Below are 19451 nucleotides of genomic sequence, written 5' to 3'. Positions count from 1 at the left end.
CCATATGTATTATAAATAAAAGCACCGGGAATTTCCCGATGCTTCCAGTATCATTTTTTATAGTCATACTCATTGGAGTCATAATCGTATTCACTTTTTACTTCAGGGTCAGCAGCTTTCTTTATTTGATTGTAATCATATTCATGACCATTCTCAGTGTCTTTAAGGGTGATATCATTATCAGCTTCGATATCTTTACTTTTCGAAGCGGGGCCGTAATCAGACGAATAGGCGCCTGACACTTCCGCAGCCCGGTTCTGTGCATCGAGCCTTTCATTTTGCGCAGCTTGTGCTTCCATTGCCTGTGCATCCTGCTGCTGGGTTTCATGATATTCACGAGCTTCTTCCTGTACATATCCATCTTCATCAGCCGCATGATCTTCTTTAAGCAAAAGAATTTCTTTTCTGTCCAGAGCATATTTGAAGTGCTCTTTTTCACTGTCGGTGATATCGAATTCGCCCAGAACTTTGTCTTTCGGATCGTCATCGGAAAACATTGAGACGAATTTGTCCCATGTCGTACCTTCAGAATTTTTAAAGTTCACGCTCCTATATTTCAAATAGGCATCTTCAAGCTTTTGTTTGGATATCACGGTAATTTCATTTTCTTCAAAACCTTCCGTACGCAGCTGTTCAATTCTTTCCATTAAATCGTGTTCCGCAGCAAATTTCTCAAAGCGGCTCATCATCAACCCTCCAGATTAATTGACTTTATATAATGATGTCATTGTATTATTTTACCCCTTTTAAAATCGCATAAACTTGGCTGAAATAAAAAAATCCCCGGTTGTTTTACCAGGGATTGTCATATAATCTAGCCTTGTCTGATTTCAACCTCATCTTCTTCAGGCTGCATATTGACGACATTATCTTTGACTGTATGATAATAATTTCTTTCTTCTTCTTTTTCCTCTTCTTCCTCTTCTTCTTCTAATATGGCATCCACTTTGGCATGCTGAACTTCTTCTTCCTCAAGTTCAAGTTCTTCATCATAGTCTGTGACGTAAGTGCTCATGTCTATGCGGTGAGTGTCTTCGTCAGTTCTGATCTCATTGACCGGTTTCTCTTTTTTCTGTGCCACTTCCGTAGTGACGGTAATGCCGTCATAATCTTTTGTCACCGTTTCGCGTTCTTTTTCTTTGATCATTTCATCCGACCTCTTTTCTTCATCATCTGAAATACTGCCTGTTTTACTTATTGTATCTTCGGCTGCTTCACGGGATTCACCGTTGGAACTGTCCGCACTGTCTTCATGCGTTTTTTCCGCTTCTTCAGTGTGCACCAGACCTTTCACGAACAATAAAATACTCCCCTCATCCAAAGCTTTGTCATACTTGACTTTATCAACCCCGGACAGATTGAGCTGCTCGGTGACACGTGTGCCTGCGTCATCATCACCGAACTTTGAAGCGAAGCGGTCCCACAATGTGCCTTGAGATTTTTTGAAGTTGACAGACGTGTAGTAAATGATGGAGTGATTGTCCAGCCTGTCATCTGAAACGACTGTAATATCCTCGTCTTTTACATCATCAATACGCAGCTGGTCAATACGTCTGAACAACTGCTCTTCATCATTAAACACTTCAAACTGACTCATTTACAGCCCTCCTGATTATGCTTTTAACGTTATTATACAGCATCATTCTTATAAAATAAGGTCTCATGTTTGTATGAAATGTTAACTTTGGGTGAACAAAGTGACTTTTGAAACTCCGCTTCAGCTGATATGCTCTTTATTCGCATGGTCCGAAGGGACATGCTCTTTAAAATATGCCACGTGCCTTCTGCCGAGGTGGACGGCCATACCGGCGAAAACGAAGAGCCAGACGCCCGCCGCTCCGAATATCGTAATGTAAGGGATGATCATTAAAAATTCCATTTCCAGAACAATGGACAGATGGATCGTACCGACCGTGTACATAGCAATCGGGAAAGCCATCGCCCACATTTCAGGCGTATAGGACAGCGGATAACGGCGTACGATGTGACGCCATATACCGAGAGTGATCAGAAGCGGAATCCACCATGAGCCGAGCACCCAGAAAAACAGTGTGAAACCTTTGATGAAAATCTCAAGATCTGCGATGATGCCCGCCCCCGTACCGTGGATCAAGAGTACCGATCCTGCGAGCGTCGTAATCGCAAGCGCCCCCATATTGATCCAGTACGGCGGTTTTAAGGAGATCTCTTCAATATTGACGAACATCAGACGGTAAAATATAAATGCGATGATATTCAGGTACAGCATACATCCGAGAAGAAAATGACACAGTGAAATGAACAGGATGATTTCACTGAATGCCCCCATGCCCGGTGCAATCAGCGTACCCAGCACAGCAATCGACTGTGTCGAGACGACGACCAGAAGCCATCCGCCGTTTACGGACTCGTCGATTAACGGCTTCACTTTCTTTACGATGATCAGTGTGAAGAAAGTGTACATCAAAATGATCCACAGTAAAAAGGCGATGCTCCAGAATAAAAACCCCCATACGATCAATCCTTTAATGACCACCAGCTGGGTACCGAGTACTTCGGTGCCGGCGATCAAAGTGAAAAATCCAGGCCCTTTACCGTGATCGGATATATCCTGTAAAAATTCATCAGTATTCAATAAAAGTCTGATGATATTCAATGACAGTAGTAAAATATATATGAAGATATTCAAGTAAATAAGAAGTTCAGCTGCGATTTCCAGACCCAGATACCAGAATGACAGTGATAACGCACCCGTTGCCATGACCATCGCAAAATAGCCCGGGAACAGATGGCGGGACTGGCGCTTTAAAAATTCCAGCAAAATATCCACTCTTTAATATCCACTCTTTCTTATGTAATGATATAAAAGACAACCTATTAATAATATAGGAAAAAGTGAATTATTTCAACTTGGGGGATTGGTCATTCATCGTGCTTTTCCAGCTGCCGTTCCCGTGTTTCCTGAATCAGCCACTTGTTGTCCTTTTCTACTTCGAGCCGCTTATTGTCCGCTTTGATGCGGTCCAGCACCGACTGCATTTCTTCATTTTCAAGAAGGTAGTTTTCCTGTCTCAGCCGTTCAAGTTCTATCTCCTTATCGATATGGTCGAGCTTCATTTTTTCCATTTTCCTGCGATGCTTCAAATAATCTCCGATGACGCCGGCGAGTATGCCTGCCAGTACGATGAAGAGTATCCACATAATAAAGCCCCCTTATCTTCCTATTTCATTTGATTCAGGACAACCCCGAGAATGACACCGAAAGACATCCCCAGGGCGATGCCCATAGCGATATTGTCCATAAGGATCCCGATGAATACACCGATGATCGGCCCGAATGCAATGCCCAGTGCCAAACGATTGTCATCCATCTCCTCGTTTTCCTCTTCAACCGGTTCGTTTTCTTCCTGTTGATCGTCTTTGTAATCAGACATGACAAATCCCCCTGAAAGAAACAATTTTCACTTTAATCATACCAGAAATACGTCTATAAAAATATGAAAAGAAACCGGCACAAAAGCCCTGAACCAATAAAAGAACCGGCCTGGACATCTTGATTTTAAGATATCCAGGCCGGTTTTGCCGGTTTGATCAGAGTAAATACTGATCTCCAATTTTCCTCAACTCTCCAGTGACCGGTTTCCTTCTTTGGATAATATATAATCTTTGTAATCTTCAACGTCAATGTGTTTTTTGATTTCCCGCTCCAAACTTCTGATATGATTCAACTTCGCTATGCTGCTCATCGTGCTGACCGGTTTGTATGCTTTCCAATCGTCCAATTCTGAAAATAGTTCGCGTACGTTTTTCATTTAATTCCCACCTTTTTATTTTTTCAAATAAAATAGCTCTTCCTGAATTAAGAAGAGCTTTAACACGACTTCTTATCATCCAGTTATAACAACTGTTGGATTTGGCACATCGCTTTTACAAGCTGTTGCCGGAGTTTCACAGGGCCAAGTCCCTTCACTCACTCTTAATAAGAGAACTATTTTATTTAATTGTATTATACTGCCTGGCTTTAATTATTTCATCTTATTTGCCTATTTGATGATCAGTCATACTGGAACTGGTCGACGTACTGCCTGTACTCCTCGATCCAACCGAACTGCGGCCAGTCGTTGCCGCCTTCATTCTCCTGAGGTTCGCCCGGTGTCGAGCGGCCGAGGCGGACGTACTCTGCAAGAGATGCGACCATATCTTCAACGAGATCCGGATGCTCATCGATCACGTTATGCTGCTCCCGGATGTCCGCTTCAAGGTCATACAGCTCGGTCGGCTCGAATGTCGGCTGTTCGCCGCGTTGCATCTGCTTTTGCGTCACGCCCATTCCGCCGCCCTCTTCAACGAGGTCGAGCTTCCATTTCCCCCGGCGAATGGCAAGCCCGCCGTTGGCAGACGAGTGGACGACATCCTCCCGGACTTCCTCCGTCCGGCCTTCGAATATCGGTGACAGTGAATAGGAGTCCTCCGCTGCATTATCCGGCACATTCGCATCGATCAGTTCGGCGATTGTGCGGTACAGGTCGGATAAGCTGATCAGGTGGTTCGAAACCCCGCCGGCTTCAATCGCCGGCGGATATGAAATGATCGTCGGCTCCCTGTGGCCGCCTTCCCATATATCGCCTTTCGCGCCCTTGAATATATGGTTCGGGTAGTGTCCTTTGGCATGCAGCGCCTCGAAGCCGGCCACGCCCGAAGCCCCGTTGTCGCTCGTGAAGATGAAGATCGTCTCATCGAATATATCCATCTCTTTGAGCTTGTCGATGATCTCCCCGATATAATGGTCAAGCTGCAGGATGAAGTCGCCGTACAGTCCGATGCCGGATTTCCCTTTGAATTCCTTATTCGGCAATAAAGGCCCGTGGACGAGGTGGTTCGGATAGTAGAGGAAGAATGGATCATCACCCTCCGTGAACTTGTCGATCGTCTCGAGCGCCTTCTCCTGCATGACGTCCGGCACCTCCTCATGGACGAAGTCCGGTGCGATGACGCCGTTCTGCCACTGCGTCTGGTTGCTCGGGCCGAGGCGGTCGAGGTTCGATACGCCCGTCGTGCCGTCCGGTTCCGCAGTCACACGGTCGTTTTCGATGTAGACGAACGGCGGCTGGTCGAGTGAGGCCGGTGTGCCGAAGAAATAATCGAACCCGAGTTCATTCGGGCCGAAGGTGATCGGTTTGGAGTAGTCGATATCGAGTCCTTCAAAATCGGCTAGCCCCGCCCGGACGTCGAATATGCCGTCACGGCCGTGGCGTTTTTCCATACGCGGGAAATCCTCAGGGTCCAGCCCGTACTTCTCAAAGTCTGGCTCATCCGTCAGCTGCCATCCGAGGCCGAGGTGCCATTTCCCAATGGCTGCCGTCTGATAGCCCGCGTCTTTAAGCATATGCGCAAGCGTCCGGCGGTCCTCCTCGATCAGCGGCATCGAATCACCCGGCAGCACGTAGCTCTTCAGCTTCGAACGCCAGTTGTAACGCCCGGTGAGCAAGCCGTAGCGGGACGGGGTGCACAGGGCGGAAGTGGCGTGCGTATTCGTGAAGATCATCCCGGACTCCGCCAGACCCTCTAGATGCTTCGTCTTCACTTTAGAATTTTCATTGAAACAGGAGACGTCCCCATACCCGAGATCATCCGCAAAAATCAATACAATATTCGGTTTCTTATCAGACATGTCCACACTCCTTAAATATTTTATGTTTTCTGTTATCATCGATTATAAAGGAACCCGGAAATCTTATGAAGCGGAACCCCTTATAAGAAGTTGAGGAGGAAAAGCATGAAAGAACATAAAAGCTGCTGCGCCCCGTCGAGAGGAACGGGGGAAATCAGGGAGATGCAGGAGATTAAAGATAAAGAAAACCAGGACACAGAAGACATGGCGTTCATCCCCGGAGGCACCTTTCTCATGGGCTCGGAGGATGCGGATGCGAACCGGGAGGACAACGAGGGTCCTGTGCGGGAAGTCGAAGTCGCGGGCTTTTATATAGACAAGTATCAGGTGAGCAACCGGAAGTTCAAGGCGTTCATCGATGAAACAGGTTACGTGACCGATGCGGAGCGGTTCGGATGGTCGTTCGTGTTCCATATGCTGCTTGCGGAAGTCGATGATAGACATGTGAAAGGGCAGCTGCCGAACACCCCGTGGTGGCTTGCGGTGGAAGGTGCTTCATGGAAACACCCGCACGGACCATCCTCTAACATTGAAGATATCCTGGACCACCCGGTCGTCCATGTGTCGTGGAATGATGCGGAAGCCTATGCCAGATGGGCCGGCAAACGGCTGCCGAATGAAGCCGAGTGGGAATACGCCGCAAGGGGCGGGCTGGAGCAGAAGCGGTATCCCTGGGGAGACGAACTCGAACCGGGGCGGCATATGTGCAACATCTGGCAGGGTGAGTTCCCGATGAATAATACACAGATCGACGGCTACATCGGCACCGCACCAGTCGACGCTTACAAGCCGAATGGTTACGGGCTCTATAACACTTCAGGCAATGTATGGGAGTGGTGCGGCAACTGGTTTGATGAAACCCGTCAGGCGAAGGGGATACGCGGCGGCTCATACCTCTGCCACCGCTCCTACTGTAACCGGTACAGGGTCGCAGCAAGGTCATCGAATACGGTGGACAGCTCAACCGGGAACATGGGATTCAGGACGGTGAAGGATGAGTAGACTCCTTGAATTCAAAAACGAAAAAAGTGCGGACCGGGGAGGCCTGCACTTCTTGACGTGGAAGTCAGTTTTTACTGTTGTAGAGATAACCGATCACAGAGCCGAGTCCGGAACCCGTCACCATGCCGATTATCGTATTGTCGAACATGCCGCCGAGTGAGATGCCAAAAGCCGTACCTGCAACAACCCCGATGCCCAAGTAATTAATCCTTTGCTTAGTCTTCATTGTATCCTTGGTGGCCATGCATATACCTCCCATGGTTTTTGCTGCCTACACTCCTTTGTTACCCTAAATGTAACAATAAACACTTTTAGAGTAACAGATTAAGAGTGGAAAAGATATTGAATATACTGAAAATGAAAAATCTGTATGGTAAAATATAGGGAATAAATATTGTAGATAGAAACTACATAAATAGGTGTGAACTAAATGGAGTATCTGCAAAATAATCTATTAAATGCATATGAACGTGGATTCATTGATCGTTATACCGGTAAAGTATCACATCATCCGCCGGAACTGATCATTAATTCAAAAGAAGAAAATGTACTCTCACCAATGTTGGATGCATTGGAATCATGTGAGTCTTTTGTTATTTCTGTTGCATTTATCACTGAGGGTGGTATTGCTTCTTTGAAGACAGCACTTTATGAATTAAACAAGCGAGGAGTACGAGGTAAAATAATTACTTCTACTTATTTAAATTTTAATAAACCAACGGTATTTAAAGAGCTGCTTAAAATACCAAATGTAGATGTGCGGATCACTGATCAGGCCGGTTTTCATGCGAAGGGTTATATATTTAATAACAACAGATATTCCACGATGTTCATCGGCAGTTCGAACTTAACAGATTCGGCTTTGAAAAAGAACTATGAATATAACTTGAAATTAACGTCTCTCGATAACGGAGAAGTCATCCAGAATTTCAAAGAACAGTTTGAAGGACTTTGGGAAAATTCTGTTGAATTATCTGATACTTGGATCCGAGACTACCAGGATTTATATAAAGAACTGAAACATGACGATAAAGTTCTGCATCTAATTGAAAATAAGCAGCCATACCGATATACAAACAATGATCCTAAAGAAATTACACCGAACATAATGCAAAAAGAAGCGTTGGAGTCATTAAAAAATTTAAGGCTGACGGGGGAAGATAAAGGATTAATCGTATCGGCTACCGGTACAGGTAAAACTTACTTATCAGCATTTGATGTGAAACAATTTAATCCCGAGAGAGTATTATTTGTCGCACATCGTGAGCAGATTCTTCAAAAGTCACTTCAGGATTATCGTGACTTAATTGATATGGAGCCACAGCATTTTGGTATATACAGCGGAACTTCCAAAAACAAAGATGCTAAATATCTTTTTGCGACAGTCCAGACATTATCAAGAGAAGATCATTTGCAGCAATTCAAGAGAGATGATTTTGATTACATTGTTATAGATGAGGCCCATAGAAGTGGTGCGGACTCATATCATAAAATTATTAACTACTTCACGCCTAAATTTTTACTGGGTATGACAGCGACACCTGAGAGAACGGATAATACTGAGATATTCAGTCTGTTCGACTACAATATTGCGTATGAAATCCGTCTTCAAAAGGCGCTGGAAGCTGAAATATTATCACCTTTTCATTACTTTGGGGTCACGGATTTTGAAAGTGATGGAGAGACGATAACGGATGATAGTAGGTTACTAGATCTGATCCATGAGGACCGGATTGATCACATCATAGATAAGCTCTACTATTACTCCCATGCTGGTGAACAAGTCAGAGGATTAATATTCGTTTCAAGAAAAGAAGAAGCAGCTGAACTTTCGGGGTTGCTAAACGAAAGAGGGTTTAAAACAAAATCACTGACCAGCTCGGATTCACAGGATGAGCGTGATAAGGCAGTTAAACAGCTTGAGAAAAACCAGTTGGATTATTTAATTACAGTGGATATTTTCAACGAAGGTATTGATATACCTTCGGTCAATCAAGTCGTCATGCTGCGCCAGACCGAATCCAGCATCATTTTCGTCCAGCAGCTCGGCCGTGGATTGCGTAAGCATGAGAATAAAGAATTTCTTACCGTGATTGATTTTATTGGTAACTATAAAAACAACTATTTAATTCCGGTGGCATTAACGGGAGATAAATCATTTAACAAAGATAACTTACGACGGAATTTAATGAACCGTAATATGATCTCTGGGGAGTCGACGATTAACTTTGAAAGAATTGCACAGGAGAGAATATTTAAGTCCATTTCTAAAAACCGTGCGAGTGATCTTACTAACTTAAGAAGAATGTATCATCATACAAAAGATAAACTCGGACATATTCCAACAATGGTTGATTTGCACAATGACGAGGACGCGATGAGCCCAATGCTGGTGTTGAATAAGTTTGATCACTACCCTGCTTTTTTGAAGAAGTTGAAAGAGCCGGTGGAAGCTTTGACCAATGGTCAAGATCGGATTTTAACATTCCTGTCAAAAGAGATGGTAGACGGGAAAAGAGTGCAGGAAGTATTTTTACTGAAGGAATTGTTGTTGGAAAATAAAGTTCATAAAGCAGAGTTTCAGCTGAAAATGCATGAAAAAGGGTACTACATGACAGATAAGACGATGGACTCTATATTAAGAATGTTCACTTTGGAGTTTTATACGAGTCAGTCAGTTAAGAAATACAAGTACCCTTTAATTGAAGTGGAAGATAAGAAAATCACTTTGAGTCATGAATTCAGTGATGCTTTGAAAGATGAATATTTTAATGAGTATGTAGAAGATGTTTTAACACTTGCGGTACTACAGTCTGAAGATTATAACCAGCGAAAACCGCTGACACTAAATGAAAAATACAGCAGGAAAGATGTCTGCCGGGTCTTGAACTGGAATAAAGATGAATCGAGTACGATGTATGGGTATAAAAATAAGCATAATACTGTGCCAATTTTTATAAATTACAATAAGAGTGAAGATATTGATGAATCGGTTAAATATGATGATCGTTTTTTGGATTCTCATGTGTTTCAGTGGTTTACGAGAAAAGGGACAGACTTAGATTCTAAGATTAATAGAGAAATTATTCGAGATTATAAAAATAATGATGTGACATTGTATCTTTTTGTGAAAAAAGATGAAGCAGAAGCTGAACATTATTATTTAGGAGAAGTAGAGATAGATTTGGACACTGCTGAAAATGTAGAAGATGGAATAGGTGGAAATAAAGATAAAGTAGCGAAGATGAACTTTATTTTAGAGCAGCCGGTGGAGTATGGGATATTTAGATATTTTGAGAGTTCGCTTAAATAAATACAGATTTTTCTAAACATTGACATTTTTGATCAATAAATGATCTAATTAATTTAAGATCTATTGTTGAAAGGAGATTGTACAATGAAATTAAATCCAGAATCAAAAACTATCTCTGAGATCTTCCCGATCGAGCCTCAAGCTAAATATAGGGTACCGATTTATCAAAGAAATTATTCTTGGATGGATGGCAATATAGAAGAGTTTTTTGAGGATATTAGAAATGAACCGGAAGGTTATTATATTGGAAATTTGTTAGTAACTGAGGCAAAACAAGCGGATGGTGTCAAAATATTTGATGTAGTTGATGGGCAACAAAGATTGACAACAATCGCTTTATTTTTATTAGCTATTTATGAAAGACTAGCTGATTTAAAAAATTTTGAGGCTGAAGACAGTGTAAATAGTTCGACATACGATCGAATTATAAGGTTGCAAGGTGACTTAGAAAGAAAACTTCTTATTAATTATGAAGACCCCCATATTGTTCTTTTAGATAAGGACAGAGAAATTTTTGAAAATTATTTGGGTGTTATAAATAATGGACCAAGAGGGAGATATGGTAATCGTGTTTTTGGTAAGAGATATAAAAGCATACAGGGATTGATGGAACAATTAGAGAATTTTGATGAAGTCAATATATTCTACCGAAAATTAAATTCATTAGAATTGCTGAGAATAACAGTTGAGAATATTTCTGATGCTTTCTCGGTATTCTCTTCTTTGAACGCAAAGGGATTACCACTTACATTGATAGATTTATTAAAGTCTACATATTTGGGAAGAGCTACTCAAGAAGATGTTTTCGAAGAAGACGCTTTGGAGAAGTGGGAGCAATTGATTGAAATCTTTTTAGATAAAAACGATGAACCTCATTCCACAGCAATAACACAATTCTTCTTAAATAATTGGGATGCATTTGTTAACAATACTTTATCATCTATAACTAAAAAATCAGCATTAAAAAAGTACCAAAAACTGTTTAATGATAAAGGATATTCTTATATAGATGAATTAATTGAAAATGCAAAATTATACTCTATAATTTCACCTTTAGTTGAAAATCATGATGATCATCCCTTGGTTAGGAATCTTGAAAAGCTTTTTAATAAATTGATGAAATTGGAATCTTCTCAATCATATCCACTTCAACTATTTTTATTAAAAAAGTATCATGAAAACAAATTAAGTGTAAATAACTTGGAAAAATCTTTAGAATACATAGTTAATTATTTTGTGAGAAGAAATATCGTGCTAAAACCAAAATCTTCAAATATACGAGCAAAGATCTTATCCTCCATTAGAATTTTACAAAAAGAAGATGATTTAAATAATGTTGTAATTAAGATTATAAAACAAGAAATGAACAGTATTAGTTCTACAGAGATAGATTTTAAAAATGCTTTGCAAGGTTCAGTTTATGATGTTTCACCTAAAACTGTAAGAATGATATTAATTGACTTAGAAAGAGAATACGGTAAATTTTTTGACAAACAAAAAAGAGATAACCTTGATGAATATGTTAATAATCGTCCAATTTGGACTCTTGAACATATTTTACCTAAAACTCAAAATTTGAAATATGGTTGGCCTGCCATGATCTCTCCCGATGATCTCGACGAGGCCACACAATTGCAACAAAGAAATGTGCATAAAATCGGGAATTTAACTCTGACTGGTTATAACTCTGAAATGAGTGATAAAAAGTTTTTAGAGAAAAGAGACTTTTCTTCAGATAATGGTTATTCATATCAAGGCTTAAGAACTAAATTATTTTTAAATGACTCACTTACTGAAGATGGACAAGAGTTAGGTAGTAAAGACTCCTGGACTATAGAAGATATTGAAAGAAGAACAGAATATTTCTCTGATTTAATAATAAAATTATATCCTCTTGACTAAAACTCAAGAGGAGTTTAACCCTTCCTTGAATTTTAATAAAAATTTTTAAAAATTATGTGTATGTAAGAATAAAACGGGGGATCGTTCTATAAATATTATAGAAGAGAGGAAAAACATGAATAGAAATGTAAATAATTCTCCAATCCCTGTGAGAAACTTATACTTTATGCTGGCTTACGTATGCGGCTATCCAAATCAGATTTACAAAGTAGAGATAGATAAAAATTATGATGAAGATTTTATCAATCTGTTAAGTAAAGTTATAATTAAAAAGCTTGATGTTCAAATAAAAAGAAGCCGCTCTGATAATTATATAAAAGATCTCATTGAAAACGATGGTATGGAATCAAAAGTAATTGATTTTGAAGTCATCCAGCAATCAAAAGACATACATCCAGGATTCTCTTATATGAATGATTTTTTAAATCACGATAATATTTATAACCAAATTATCAAAAGAACTTTAACTTTGTTGATGAACTACAGATATCTTAAAGATGAATATGAATGGACTATGGTGGATATCTATAATTATTTAAGAAAAGTGAGTTATATAAAAATAGATAAAACTGTTTTTGATGGATTAGTCATGCATAAGTACAATAAATCATATGAATATCTAGTGAAGTTATGCGAATTTATATGGTGCGAACTTGATATTTCTGATTCATGTGGTAAGAGTGAATTTTTGGATTTAACCAAAGAACCTCAAAAATTAAATGATTTTATTACCAGGTTTGTAAAAGTATTTTATAAACAAGAGCTACTTGAGCATCCTAAATCGGATCTGGTCATTGATATTAATACCATTGATTTTACTAATGAATGGGAGACGCTACGAATTCAATTAAATGATCTGCTTGAGAAATAATAATTTTAACTACAAGCATCAATATTGACCACTTCATTTTTATTACTTAAAATTGAAAGCGAATACAAAATATTATAGAAGTGAGTTTATTGTCAAAAATGAAAGCGGCAGTAATTTATGGTGAGAAAGATTTACGTTTGGAAGAAGTGGATGTAAAATCTGTATCTGATGGTCAGGTCAAAGTTAAAGTCGGCTGGGGCGGCATCTGCGGAAGTGATTTACATGCATACAATCATGGACTATCACTTGCTTATGATGAGCATCCAATGACTCATGACAAAACACCTTTAGTTCTGGGCCATGAATTTTCAGGCACTGTTGAAGAGGTTGGAGAGGGCGTAACTAGTGTTCAGGTCGGCGATAAAGTAGCAATCGAACCAATGTTATATTGTGGTGAATGTGAGCCATGTCGTAGAGGTACATATAATTTATGTGAAGTATCCAATGTAGGATTTTTTGGATTAGCTGGAGATGGCGGGTTTGCTGAGCACTTTGTAGCTGAGGAGAAATATTTCCATAAGCTGCCTGAAGGTGTCAGCTTACAAGAAGGGGCTTTAGTAGAACCAACTGCCGTAGCATTTCATGCTGTAGGTCTCTCCGGGCTTAAAGCAGGACAAAGTGCTGCAATTTATGGTGCCGGCCCGATAGGATTGTTAACTTTATTGTGTGCCCAGGCATACGGTGTTGCAGAAACATTTGTAATTGATCTGTCTCAAGAACGTTTGGATAAGGCTAAAGAACTTGGAGCAACGCATGTCATCAATGCTGGTCAAGAAGATGCTGTAGAGAAAATTATGGAAATTACAGGAAAAGGTGTGGATGTTGCTTATGAAGTAGCAGGAGCAAACCCTACTTTCAATAGTGCTATCCATTCCATTAAACGCGGTGGAACCGTTCAGGTCATTGCAGGGTTCGGTGGAGAAGTATCATTTAATCCAAATGATATGCTGACAATCGAAGGTCAAATAAAGTTCTCTTTAGCATATACGCATGACTACGAGCCAGTGATCAAAGCAATTGCTGAAGGACAACTGGATGTACTTAAAGTAGTGACAAACCGCATTAACATAGAAAACACTGTAGAAGATGGTATTGAATTATTAAATACAGATAAGAGTCAGGCGAAGGTATTGATATCACCTCATGGTGAAGCTTAAGTAACTACAAGCATGTATAGAATGCAGGGTAGACTTTTTTCTAAAGAATAAACGGCCTCCTAACAGACAGGAGGCCGTTTCATATATCGATTTTTTTATTACATGAATTTACTTAAATTCGGATAGCCAGTAATTTCCCAGCCGCCATCGACGACGAGGCTTGTTCCATTGATATAGGAAGCATCGTCTGAGACAAGGAAGAGTGATGGTGATGCAATCTCTGCCGGAGCAGCGGCTCTTCTTTCAGGGATGCGTCCCATGAATTCGTTATTAAGGTCTTCATTTTCGAAGAATCCAGTGGTGATCGGTGTTTCAACCAAGCCGGGCAGTATAGCATTCACCCTGATCTTATGCTCTGCAAATTCGAGTGCAGCGTTTTTAGTGAACATCTCGACGCCCGCCTTGGCAGAAGCGTATGCTGCACCGTAGAACATCGGCACGTGTGCATTCAAGGAAGAGATGTTGACGATGGCACCGCCGTGTTCTTTCATGGCGTTCGCTTCATGCTTTGTCGCCAGGAATACACCGTGCAGGACGATATCCACAGTCGTCTTCCAGTCCTCGAAACTCTGATCCATGATCAGGCCGGGTTTGCTCAAACCTGCGACGTTGAAGCCGTAGTCCAGCTGGCCGAACTTTTCAACGGCTGTATCAACAAGATTTTTCATGTCATCTTCCGACGTGACGTTCGCTTTGACACCGACAACCTTTTCCGGGAACTGCTGCTCAATCTCTTTCAGTTTCTCTTCATTCAAATCCCCGATGGCCACTTTGACGTCATGCTCCAATAACTGTTCGACGATCGAATAGCCGATACCTGAAGCACCACCTGTGACAACTGCGACTTTTCCTTCTAAGCCTTTCATATATCCAGTCACCTTTTATGTTGAAATGCCTTTAACTTAATTATATAACAGACCCGTCAGGATAGGTTCGTAAACGCTTGCCACCCTTTGGATGCTCTCTGCATGTTTTAGGCAAGAGCCTGATGCCAAGTGTAGAACTTAACAGCTCCAAAGAAATGAAAATAACTTAAAGTACTGTCAAAATCCTGAAGTTGCAAGGGTTTAGGTTTTCAAAATTTCACACGAACTTCTAAATTTCATTGCAGTATTGAGAATCGACAGAAAACTCTTTCTTTTGCGATTTCTCTATGTTATATTACTTATTACAGTATAGCTGTAAAAAATTATTGTGTAGGTGTAATTTATGAAGGAAGTTTCAAATCAGATTAAAACTTTACGAGTACAACAGGGTAAAACCCTAAAAACACTTAGTCAGGATACAGGTTTATCTGTAAGTTTTCTTTCACAAGTAGAAAGGGGGGAAAGTTCATTAGCAATAACTTCCCTAAGTAAAATAGCTGAAGCACTTAATGTTCCCATCAAGTCTTTTTTTGAACCGGAACATGCACATGATTTTAAAATTGTGCCATCAGAAATCATCCCTTTTAGATTAGAAAAATCAGATCAAGAGTTGTTAAGAGCATCAAGTGAATTTGAGAATCGACGTCTGGACAGCTATATAGTAAAGGTCCCGCCAAACAGTCACAGTGAACCTTCAAGTCACGATGGAGAAGAAATGTACTATGTTATTGAAGGGGAGGCAAAATTTTATGTAGATGAAAAAGAATACACGCTTCTGCAAGGAGAAATGATTCATTATCCATCTACTTATAAACATTATTATAGAAATAATTCTCAAGAAAATCTAACAATTCTATGTGTCCTTACGCCAAAATTATTTTAAATCAATTCTTAACTCGCCAAAAATTAAAAGCGCTTTCTTAAATGAATTTTAATTTTAACAGCAATAAATCGGAAGAATGAGGAAGGGGAAAAGGTTTTGAAAAGATACAGTTTATCAGCAGATATAGGTGGTACGTTCACTGACATAGTTTTATACGACAGGAGAAAGAAAGATTATAAATCAGCTAAAGTTCCTACGGTTAAGGAGAATTTATCAAAAGGGGTCCTGGATGGCATTGCAACTATGATAGAAGACTTTTCTGAAGTTGAATTCTTCGTCCACGGTACTACTGCCGGGTTGAATGCATTTCTGGAGAGAAAAGGAGCCAACATGGCTTTGATAGTCACCAAAGGTTTCAGGGATGTCAATGAAATAGGACGAGCCAATCGTTCTGAAATTTATAATATTCAGTACAGGCAACCTGAGCCACTAGTTAAAAGAAGAAACATATTCGAACTTGATGAAAGAGTTCTTCATGATGGCACAGTACATAAAGAAGTTTCAGAGGATGAGGTAAATAAATTATTAGATGAGATAGAAGATGCAGGGTATGAATCAGTCTCTATAGCTCTACTCCATGCTTATAAAAACCCTGAAAATGAACTAAAGGTATTGGACATCCTTAAAAAGAGAAATAATAAAATGTCTGTCTCCCTTTCACACAATATAGTCAGGGAGTGGCGGGAGTATGAAAGAACAAGTACGACTTTAATCAATGCATATATCGCACCTATTGTTGAAAACTATTTGAATCAATTTGAAGATCAGCTCGAAGAAAAAGGTACAGAAAATGACTTATTCATAATGCAATCGAATGGTGGGGTAATGACTTCAGAAGTGGCGAAAGATAAGCCAATCCAAACTTTACTCTCAGGGCCTGTAGGTGGAACCATGGGGGGCGTCACATTAGGAGAACAGACTTCCAATGATAACCTGATATGTGTTGATATGGGAGGAACAAGCTTTGATGTCAGTATGATCATTGACGGGGAGCCGGATGTCACATCAGAAGTCAATATTGAAAAATTCCCTATTCTATCACCCATGGTCAATATGCACACCATTGGAGCCGGTGGTGGCTCAATTGCTTGGATAGAAGGTGGTGGATTAAGAGTAGGACCCCAAAGTGCCGGTGCAGTCCCCGGTCCAGTTTGCTATGGCAAAGGTGGAACAGAACCGACAGTAACAGATGCGAACGTTGTACTCGGTAGAATCGACCCTGCAGATTTTCTGGGTGGAAATATGAAACTCGATTTTGAGGGCGCATACAAAGCGATTGAGGAACTCGGTAAGCAGCTTGGTTTGGGAGTTTATGAAACTGCAGAAGGGATATGCGAAATAGCTAATGCCAAAATGGCTGATGCCATCAGAACACTTACAGTTTCAAAAGGAATCGATCCCAGGGACTTCACTTTGGTTGCGTTTGGCGGGGCAGGGCCGATGCATGCAATGTTCATAGCAGAAAATCTTGGTATTAATAAAATAATTGTCCCAGCTTCAGCGGGAACATTCTCTGCTTGGGGTATGTTGCAAACTGATATCAGGCATGATGATGTGAGAACATATGTCTCACTTTTAAGATCCAGTGATGAAGCTGTTACGAAAAACCTGTTTGATCAGATGATTGTAAATTCTGAAGATGTGTTGAAGAGCCAGAACATTGATTCAAATAATATAAAACATAATAAACAATATGATTTGAGGTATGTTGGTCAAGAGTATACCGTGACCGTTGATGAAAATCCGGATAGTCAAGATTTTTACGATGATTTAGAACAAGACTTTCATGATATGCATCTCAATATATACGGTCATAATAATCCTGAGGGAGCAGTCGAAATCGTTAATTTAAGAGTCGTCTCTTATGGCTTACTTGATAAAAATCCTCATGGAAAATTAGAAGAGAAAGCAGACAAGGATTCAAACTTTGATAAGGTAAATCAAGTCTTTTGGAATAATGAACAAGTAGATACCAAGATATACAATCTTGAAAAATTGGCGGTAAATGAAGAATTGCACGGTCCTATAATAATAGAGACTGAAACTTCCACAATAGTTGTGCCTCATAACTTCATTGCAAAGTTAGATGATACGAAAAATCTGCTGATTGAAAAGGAGAAATAAAATGAATAGCACATTTATTGAGAACCCTATAACAACTGAAATTATAAGAAATGCACTGAGTTCAGCAGCAGAAGAAATGAATGAAAGCCTTGCCAGAAGTTCTTTCTCTCCAATCATTTATGAAATGAAAGACTGTAGTGTCGGGATATACAATGAAAATGCTGAACTATTGGGCCAATCCTCAGGATTGCCGACCTTTTTAGGAAATCTGGATGTATGTATCAGGGAAACGACGAAGATCATCGGAGGCAATGAAAATTATAACCCCGGTGATGTATATATCATGAACGACTCTTATTTAGCCGGAACTCATTTGAATGATATAACGGTTATTGCCCCTATTTTCTATAAAGATGAGTTAGTGGGTTTTTCAGCCACACGGGCACACTGGTTGGACTTAGGAGCGAAAGATCCGGGATATCCTATGGATGCTACAGAAATCTATCAAGAAGGCCTTAGGATTCCTCCATTAAAAATCTATGATAAGGGGGAACCTATCCAGGACGTTATAAAATTGATTACGATGAACAGCAGACTGAGTGATCAAGCACTGGGAGATCTGAATGCTCAGATAGCAGCTTGCAACACTGGTAATAAGAGAGTCAATGACATTGTTGAAAGGCACGGCATAAAAACTTTCAGGAATTCCATCAAAGATATTTTCAAACAATCGGAATTGATTGATATAGAACAAATTTCAGCGATTCCTGACGGTGTGTATACAGCAGAAGGCACACTTGATAATGATGGTGTAACCGATGACGAGGTGCCGGTGAAGGTTAGAGTGGTCATTGAAAACGAAAGATTGACTATAGATTTGGAAGGCTCGAGCCCCCAGAGGATGGGCATGACGAACTGTGGTCTGGCTCAAACTGTTTCAGCCTGCAGGGTGGCATTCAAACATATGATTGGTCCCGACTCTCCTGTGACTGGCGGGAATTTCAAAACCATGGACATAAAAGTTCCGAAGAGGTCCATATTCAGCGCAGAAGAACCGGCAGCTTGTGGTTGGTATTTCACAGCACTAGGTTTATTGATTGACCTTATAATCAAAGCACTTTCTCCTGTATTGAAAGAAGAGTCAGCTGCTGCTCATTATGGGGACTCCATGGTAGTCACTTTCTCAGGAAGAAATGAAGATGAATCGACATTTCTCTATGTAGAACCAACAGCAGGCGGTTGGGGAGCATTCTCCGCTGATGATGGACAATCAGGGTTAATCAACAATTCCAACGGTGACTTCAAAAATTTGCCGGTTGAAGTTTTGGAATCGAAGTATCCTCTTAAAATAAATGAATACGGATTCAGGCTGAACTCCGGAGGGGCTGGAAGGACCCAGGGTGGTCAAGGTATTGTCAGAGAATATGAGTTGACGAAAGCATCCAACTTATCACTTTGGTTTGAAAGGGCAAAAACACCTGCTTGGGGGCTATTCGATGGATTATCAGGTGAAGCTCCTGAAGTTGAAATTATAACTAAAGATGATAAAGAAAAGCGTTTGAAAGTAAACAGTAAGAGCCTGGATGTGGGTGATAAAGTGATTGTCAAGACTGGGGGAGGCGGAGGATTTGGATCTCCCAAAGAGAGAGATGAGAAGAAAATAAGAAATGACATTTTGGATGGCTTGATTAACGAGACTTTTGCCAAAGAAAATTATAATTTCACGCTTTGAAAACAGAATTT

The 19451-nt window shown here is 40.4% G+C and carries 17 protein-coding genes and 1 riboswitch; of the genes, 8 read left to right on the top strand and 9 right to left on the bottom strand.

Translation table 11 applies throughout. The features are described from left to right. Positions 1 to 50: 50 nt before the first annotated feature. From ACY8DT_RS06195 to ACY8DT_RS06165, 7 genes are all read right to left on the bottom strand, one after another. Positions 51 to 686, bottom strand: coding sequence for a general stress protein (locus ACY8DT_RS06195; protein WP_462422044.1), 636 nt, complete (start codon positions 684 to 686; stop codon positions 51 to 53). A 128-nt stretch (positions 687 to 814) separates the two neighbouring features. Next, on the bottom strand, positions 815 to 1597 hold the full coding sequence (locus ACY8DT_RS06190) for a general stress protein (protein ID WP_462422043.1): 783 nt from the start codon (positions 1595 to 1597) through the stop codon (positions 815 to 817). A 120-nt stretch (positions 1598 to 1717) separates the two neighbouring features. Continuing rightward, complete coding sequence (locus ACY8DT_RS06185) at positions 1718 to 2809, bottom strand: tellurite resistance/C4-dicarboxylate transporter family protein (protein ID WP_462422042.1); 1092 nt, start codon at positions 2807 to 2809, stop codon at positions 1718 to 1720. A gap of 92 nt (positions 2810 to 2901) precedes the next feature. Beyond that, a complete protein-coding gene (locus ACY8DT_RS06180) occupies positions 2902 to 3180 on the bottom strand; it encodes a hypothetical protein (RefSeq protein WP_462422041.1) in 279 nt (92 codons plus the stop codon). Between the two features lie 20 nt (positions 3181 to 3200). Continuing rightward, on the bottom strand, positions 3201 to 3413 hold the full coding sequence (locus tag ACY8DT_RS06175; RefSeq protein WP_462422040.1) for a glycine zipper domain-containing protein: 213 nt from the start codon (positions 3411 to 3413) through the stop codon (positions 3201 to 3203). Between the two features lie 186 nt (positions 3414 to 3599). Continuing rightward, positions 3600 to 3791, bottom strand: a complete 192-nt coding sequence (locus ACY8DT_RS06170; RefSeq protein WP_462422039.1) for a hypothetical protein — start codon at positions 3789 to 3791, stop codon at positions 3600 to 3602. Positions 3792 to 3860: 69 nt separating this feature from the next. Then, positions 3861 to 3965: riboswitch (SAM riboswitch) on the bottom strand. Positions 3966 to 4033: 68 nt separating this feature from the next. After that, the gene (locus ACY8DT_RS06165; protein WP_462422038.1) at positions 4034 to 5650 is read right to left on the bottom strand and encodes a sulfatase family protein; all 1617 of its coding nucleotides are present in this window, start codon (positions 5648 to 5650) and stop codon (positions 4034 to 4036) included. Between the two features lie 105 nt (positions 5651 to 5755). On the opposite strand from ACY8DT_RS06165, the gene ACY8DT_RS06160 reads away from it, so the two are divergent. Next, positions 5756 to 6652, top strand: coding sequence for a formylglycine-generating enzyme family protein (locus ACY8DT_RS06160; protein ID WP_462422231.1), 897 nt, complete (start codon positions 5756 to 5758; stop codon positions 6650 to 6652). Between the two features lie 64 nt (positions 6653 to 6716). Here the strand turns inward: ACY8DT_RS06160 and ACY8DT_RS06155 are convergent, their stop codons facing one another. Further along, on the bottom strand, positions 6717 to 6896 hold the full coding sequence (locus ACY8DT_RS06155) for a hypothetical protein (RefSeq protein ID WP_462422037.1): 180 nt from the start codon (positions 6894 to 6896) through the stop codon (positions 6717 to 6719). A gap of 186 nt (positions 6897 to 7082) precedes the next feature. Here ACY8DT_RS06155 and ACY8DT_RS06150 point away from each other — a divergent pair, with 186 nt between their 5' ends. The 4 genes from ACY8DT_RS06150 to ACY8DT_RS06135 all read left to right on the top strand — a co-directional run bounded on the left by ACY8DT_RS06150 (position 7083) and on the right by ACY8DT_RS06135 (position 13895). Further along, positions 7083 to 9965, top strand: coding sequence for a DEAD/DEAH box helicase (locus ACY8DT_RS06150; RefSeq protein ID WP_462422036.1), 2883 nt, complete (start codon positions 7083 to 7085; stop codon positions 9963 to 9965). A gap of 84 nt (positions 9966 to 10049) precedes the next feature. Continuing rightward, the gene (locus ACY8DT_RS06145; RefSeq protein ID WP_462422035.1) at positions 10050 to 11867 is read left to right on the top strand and encodes a DUF262 domain-containing protein; all 1818 of its coding nucleotides are present in this window, start codon (positions 10050 to 10052) and stop codon (positions 11865 to 11867) included. A gap of 115 nt (positions 11868 to 11982) precedes the next feature. Further along, positions 11983 to 12738, top strand: a complete 756-nt coding sequence (locus tag ACY8DT_RS06140) for a 5-methylcytosine restriction system specificity protein McrC (RefSeq protein ID WP_462422034.1) — start codon at positions 11983 to 11985, stop codon at positions 12736 to 12738. 98 nt (positions 12739 to 12836) lie between these two features. Continuing rightward, positions 12837 to 13895, top strand: coding sequence for a 2,3-butanediol dehydrogenase (locus ACY8DT_RS06135; protein WP_462422230.1), 1059 nt, complete (start codon positions 12837 to 12839; stop codon positions 13893 to 13895). A gap of 98 nt (positions 13896 to 13993) precedes the next feature. Here ACY8DT_RS06135 and ACY8DT_RS06130 read toward each other — a convergent pair whose 3' ends face one another. After that, entirely contained in the window at positions 13994 to 14761 is a 768-nt protein-coding gene (locus ACY8DT_RS06130; RefSeq protein ID WP_097041791.1) for an SDR family NAD(P)-dependent oxidoreductase, read from the bottom strand. 343 nt (positions 14762 to 15104) lie between these two features. On the opposite strand from ACY8DT_RS06130, the gene ACY8DT_RS06125 reads away from it, so the two are divergent. From ACY8DT_RS06125 to ACY8DT_RS06115, 3 genes are all read left to right on the top strand, one after another. Beyond that, entirely contained in the window at positions 15105 to 15644 is a 540-nt protein-coding gene (locus ACY8DT_RS06125; protein WP_462422033.1) for a helix-turn-helix domain-containing protein, read from the top strand. 96 nt (positions 15645 to 15740) lie between these two features. Then, entirely contained in the window at positions 15741 to 17768 is a 2028-nt protein-coding gene (locus ACY8DT_RS06120; RefSeq protein WP_462422032.1) for a hydantoinase/oxoprolinase family protein, read from the top strand. A 1-nt stretch (position 17769) separates the two neighbouring features. Continuing rightward, positions 17770 to 19440, top strand: a complete 1671-nt coding sequence (locus tag ACY8DT_RS06115) for a hydantoinase B/oxoprolinase family protein (RefSeq protein ID WP_462422031.1) — start codon at positions 17770 to 17772, stop codon at positions 19438 to 19440. The last annotated feature ends 11 nt before the right edge of the window (positions 19441 to 19451 follow it).

Source organism: Salinicoccus sp. Marseille-QA3875 (assembly GCF_054950095.1).
Note: the sequence above shows the minus strand (reverse complement) of the source record. Positions and strands in the feature narration are given on the sequence as shown.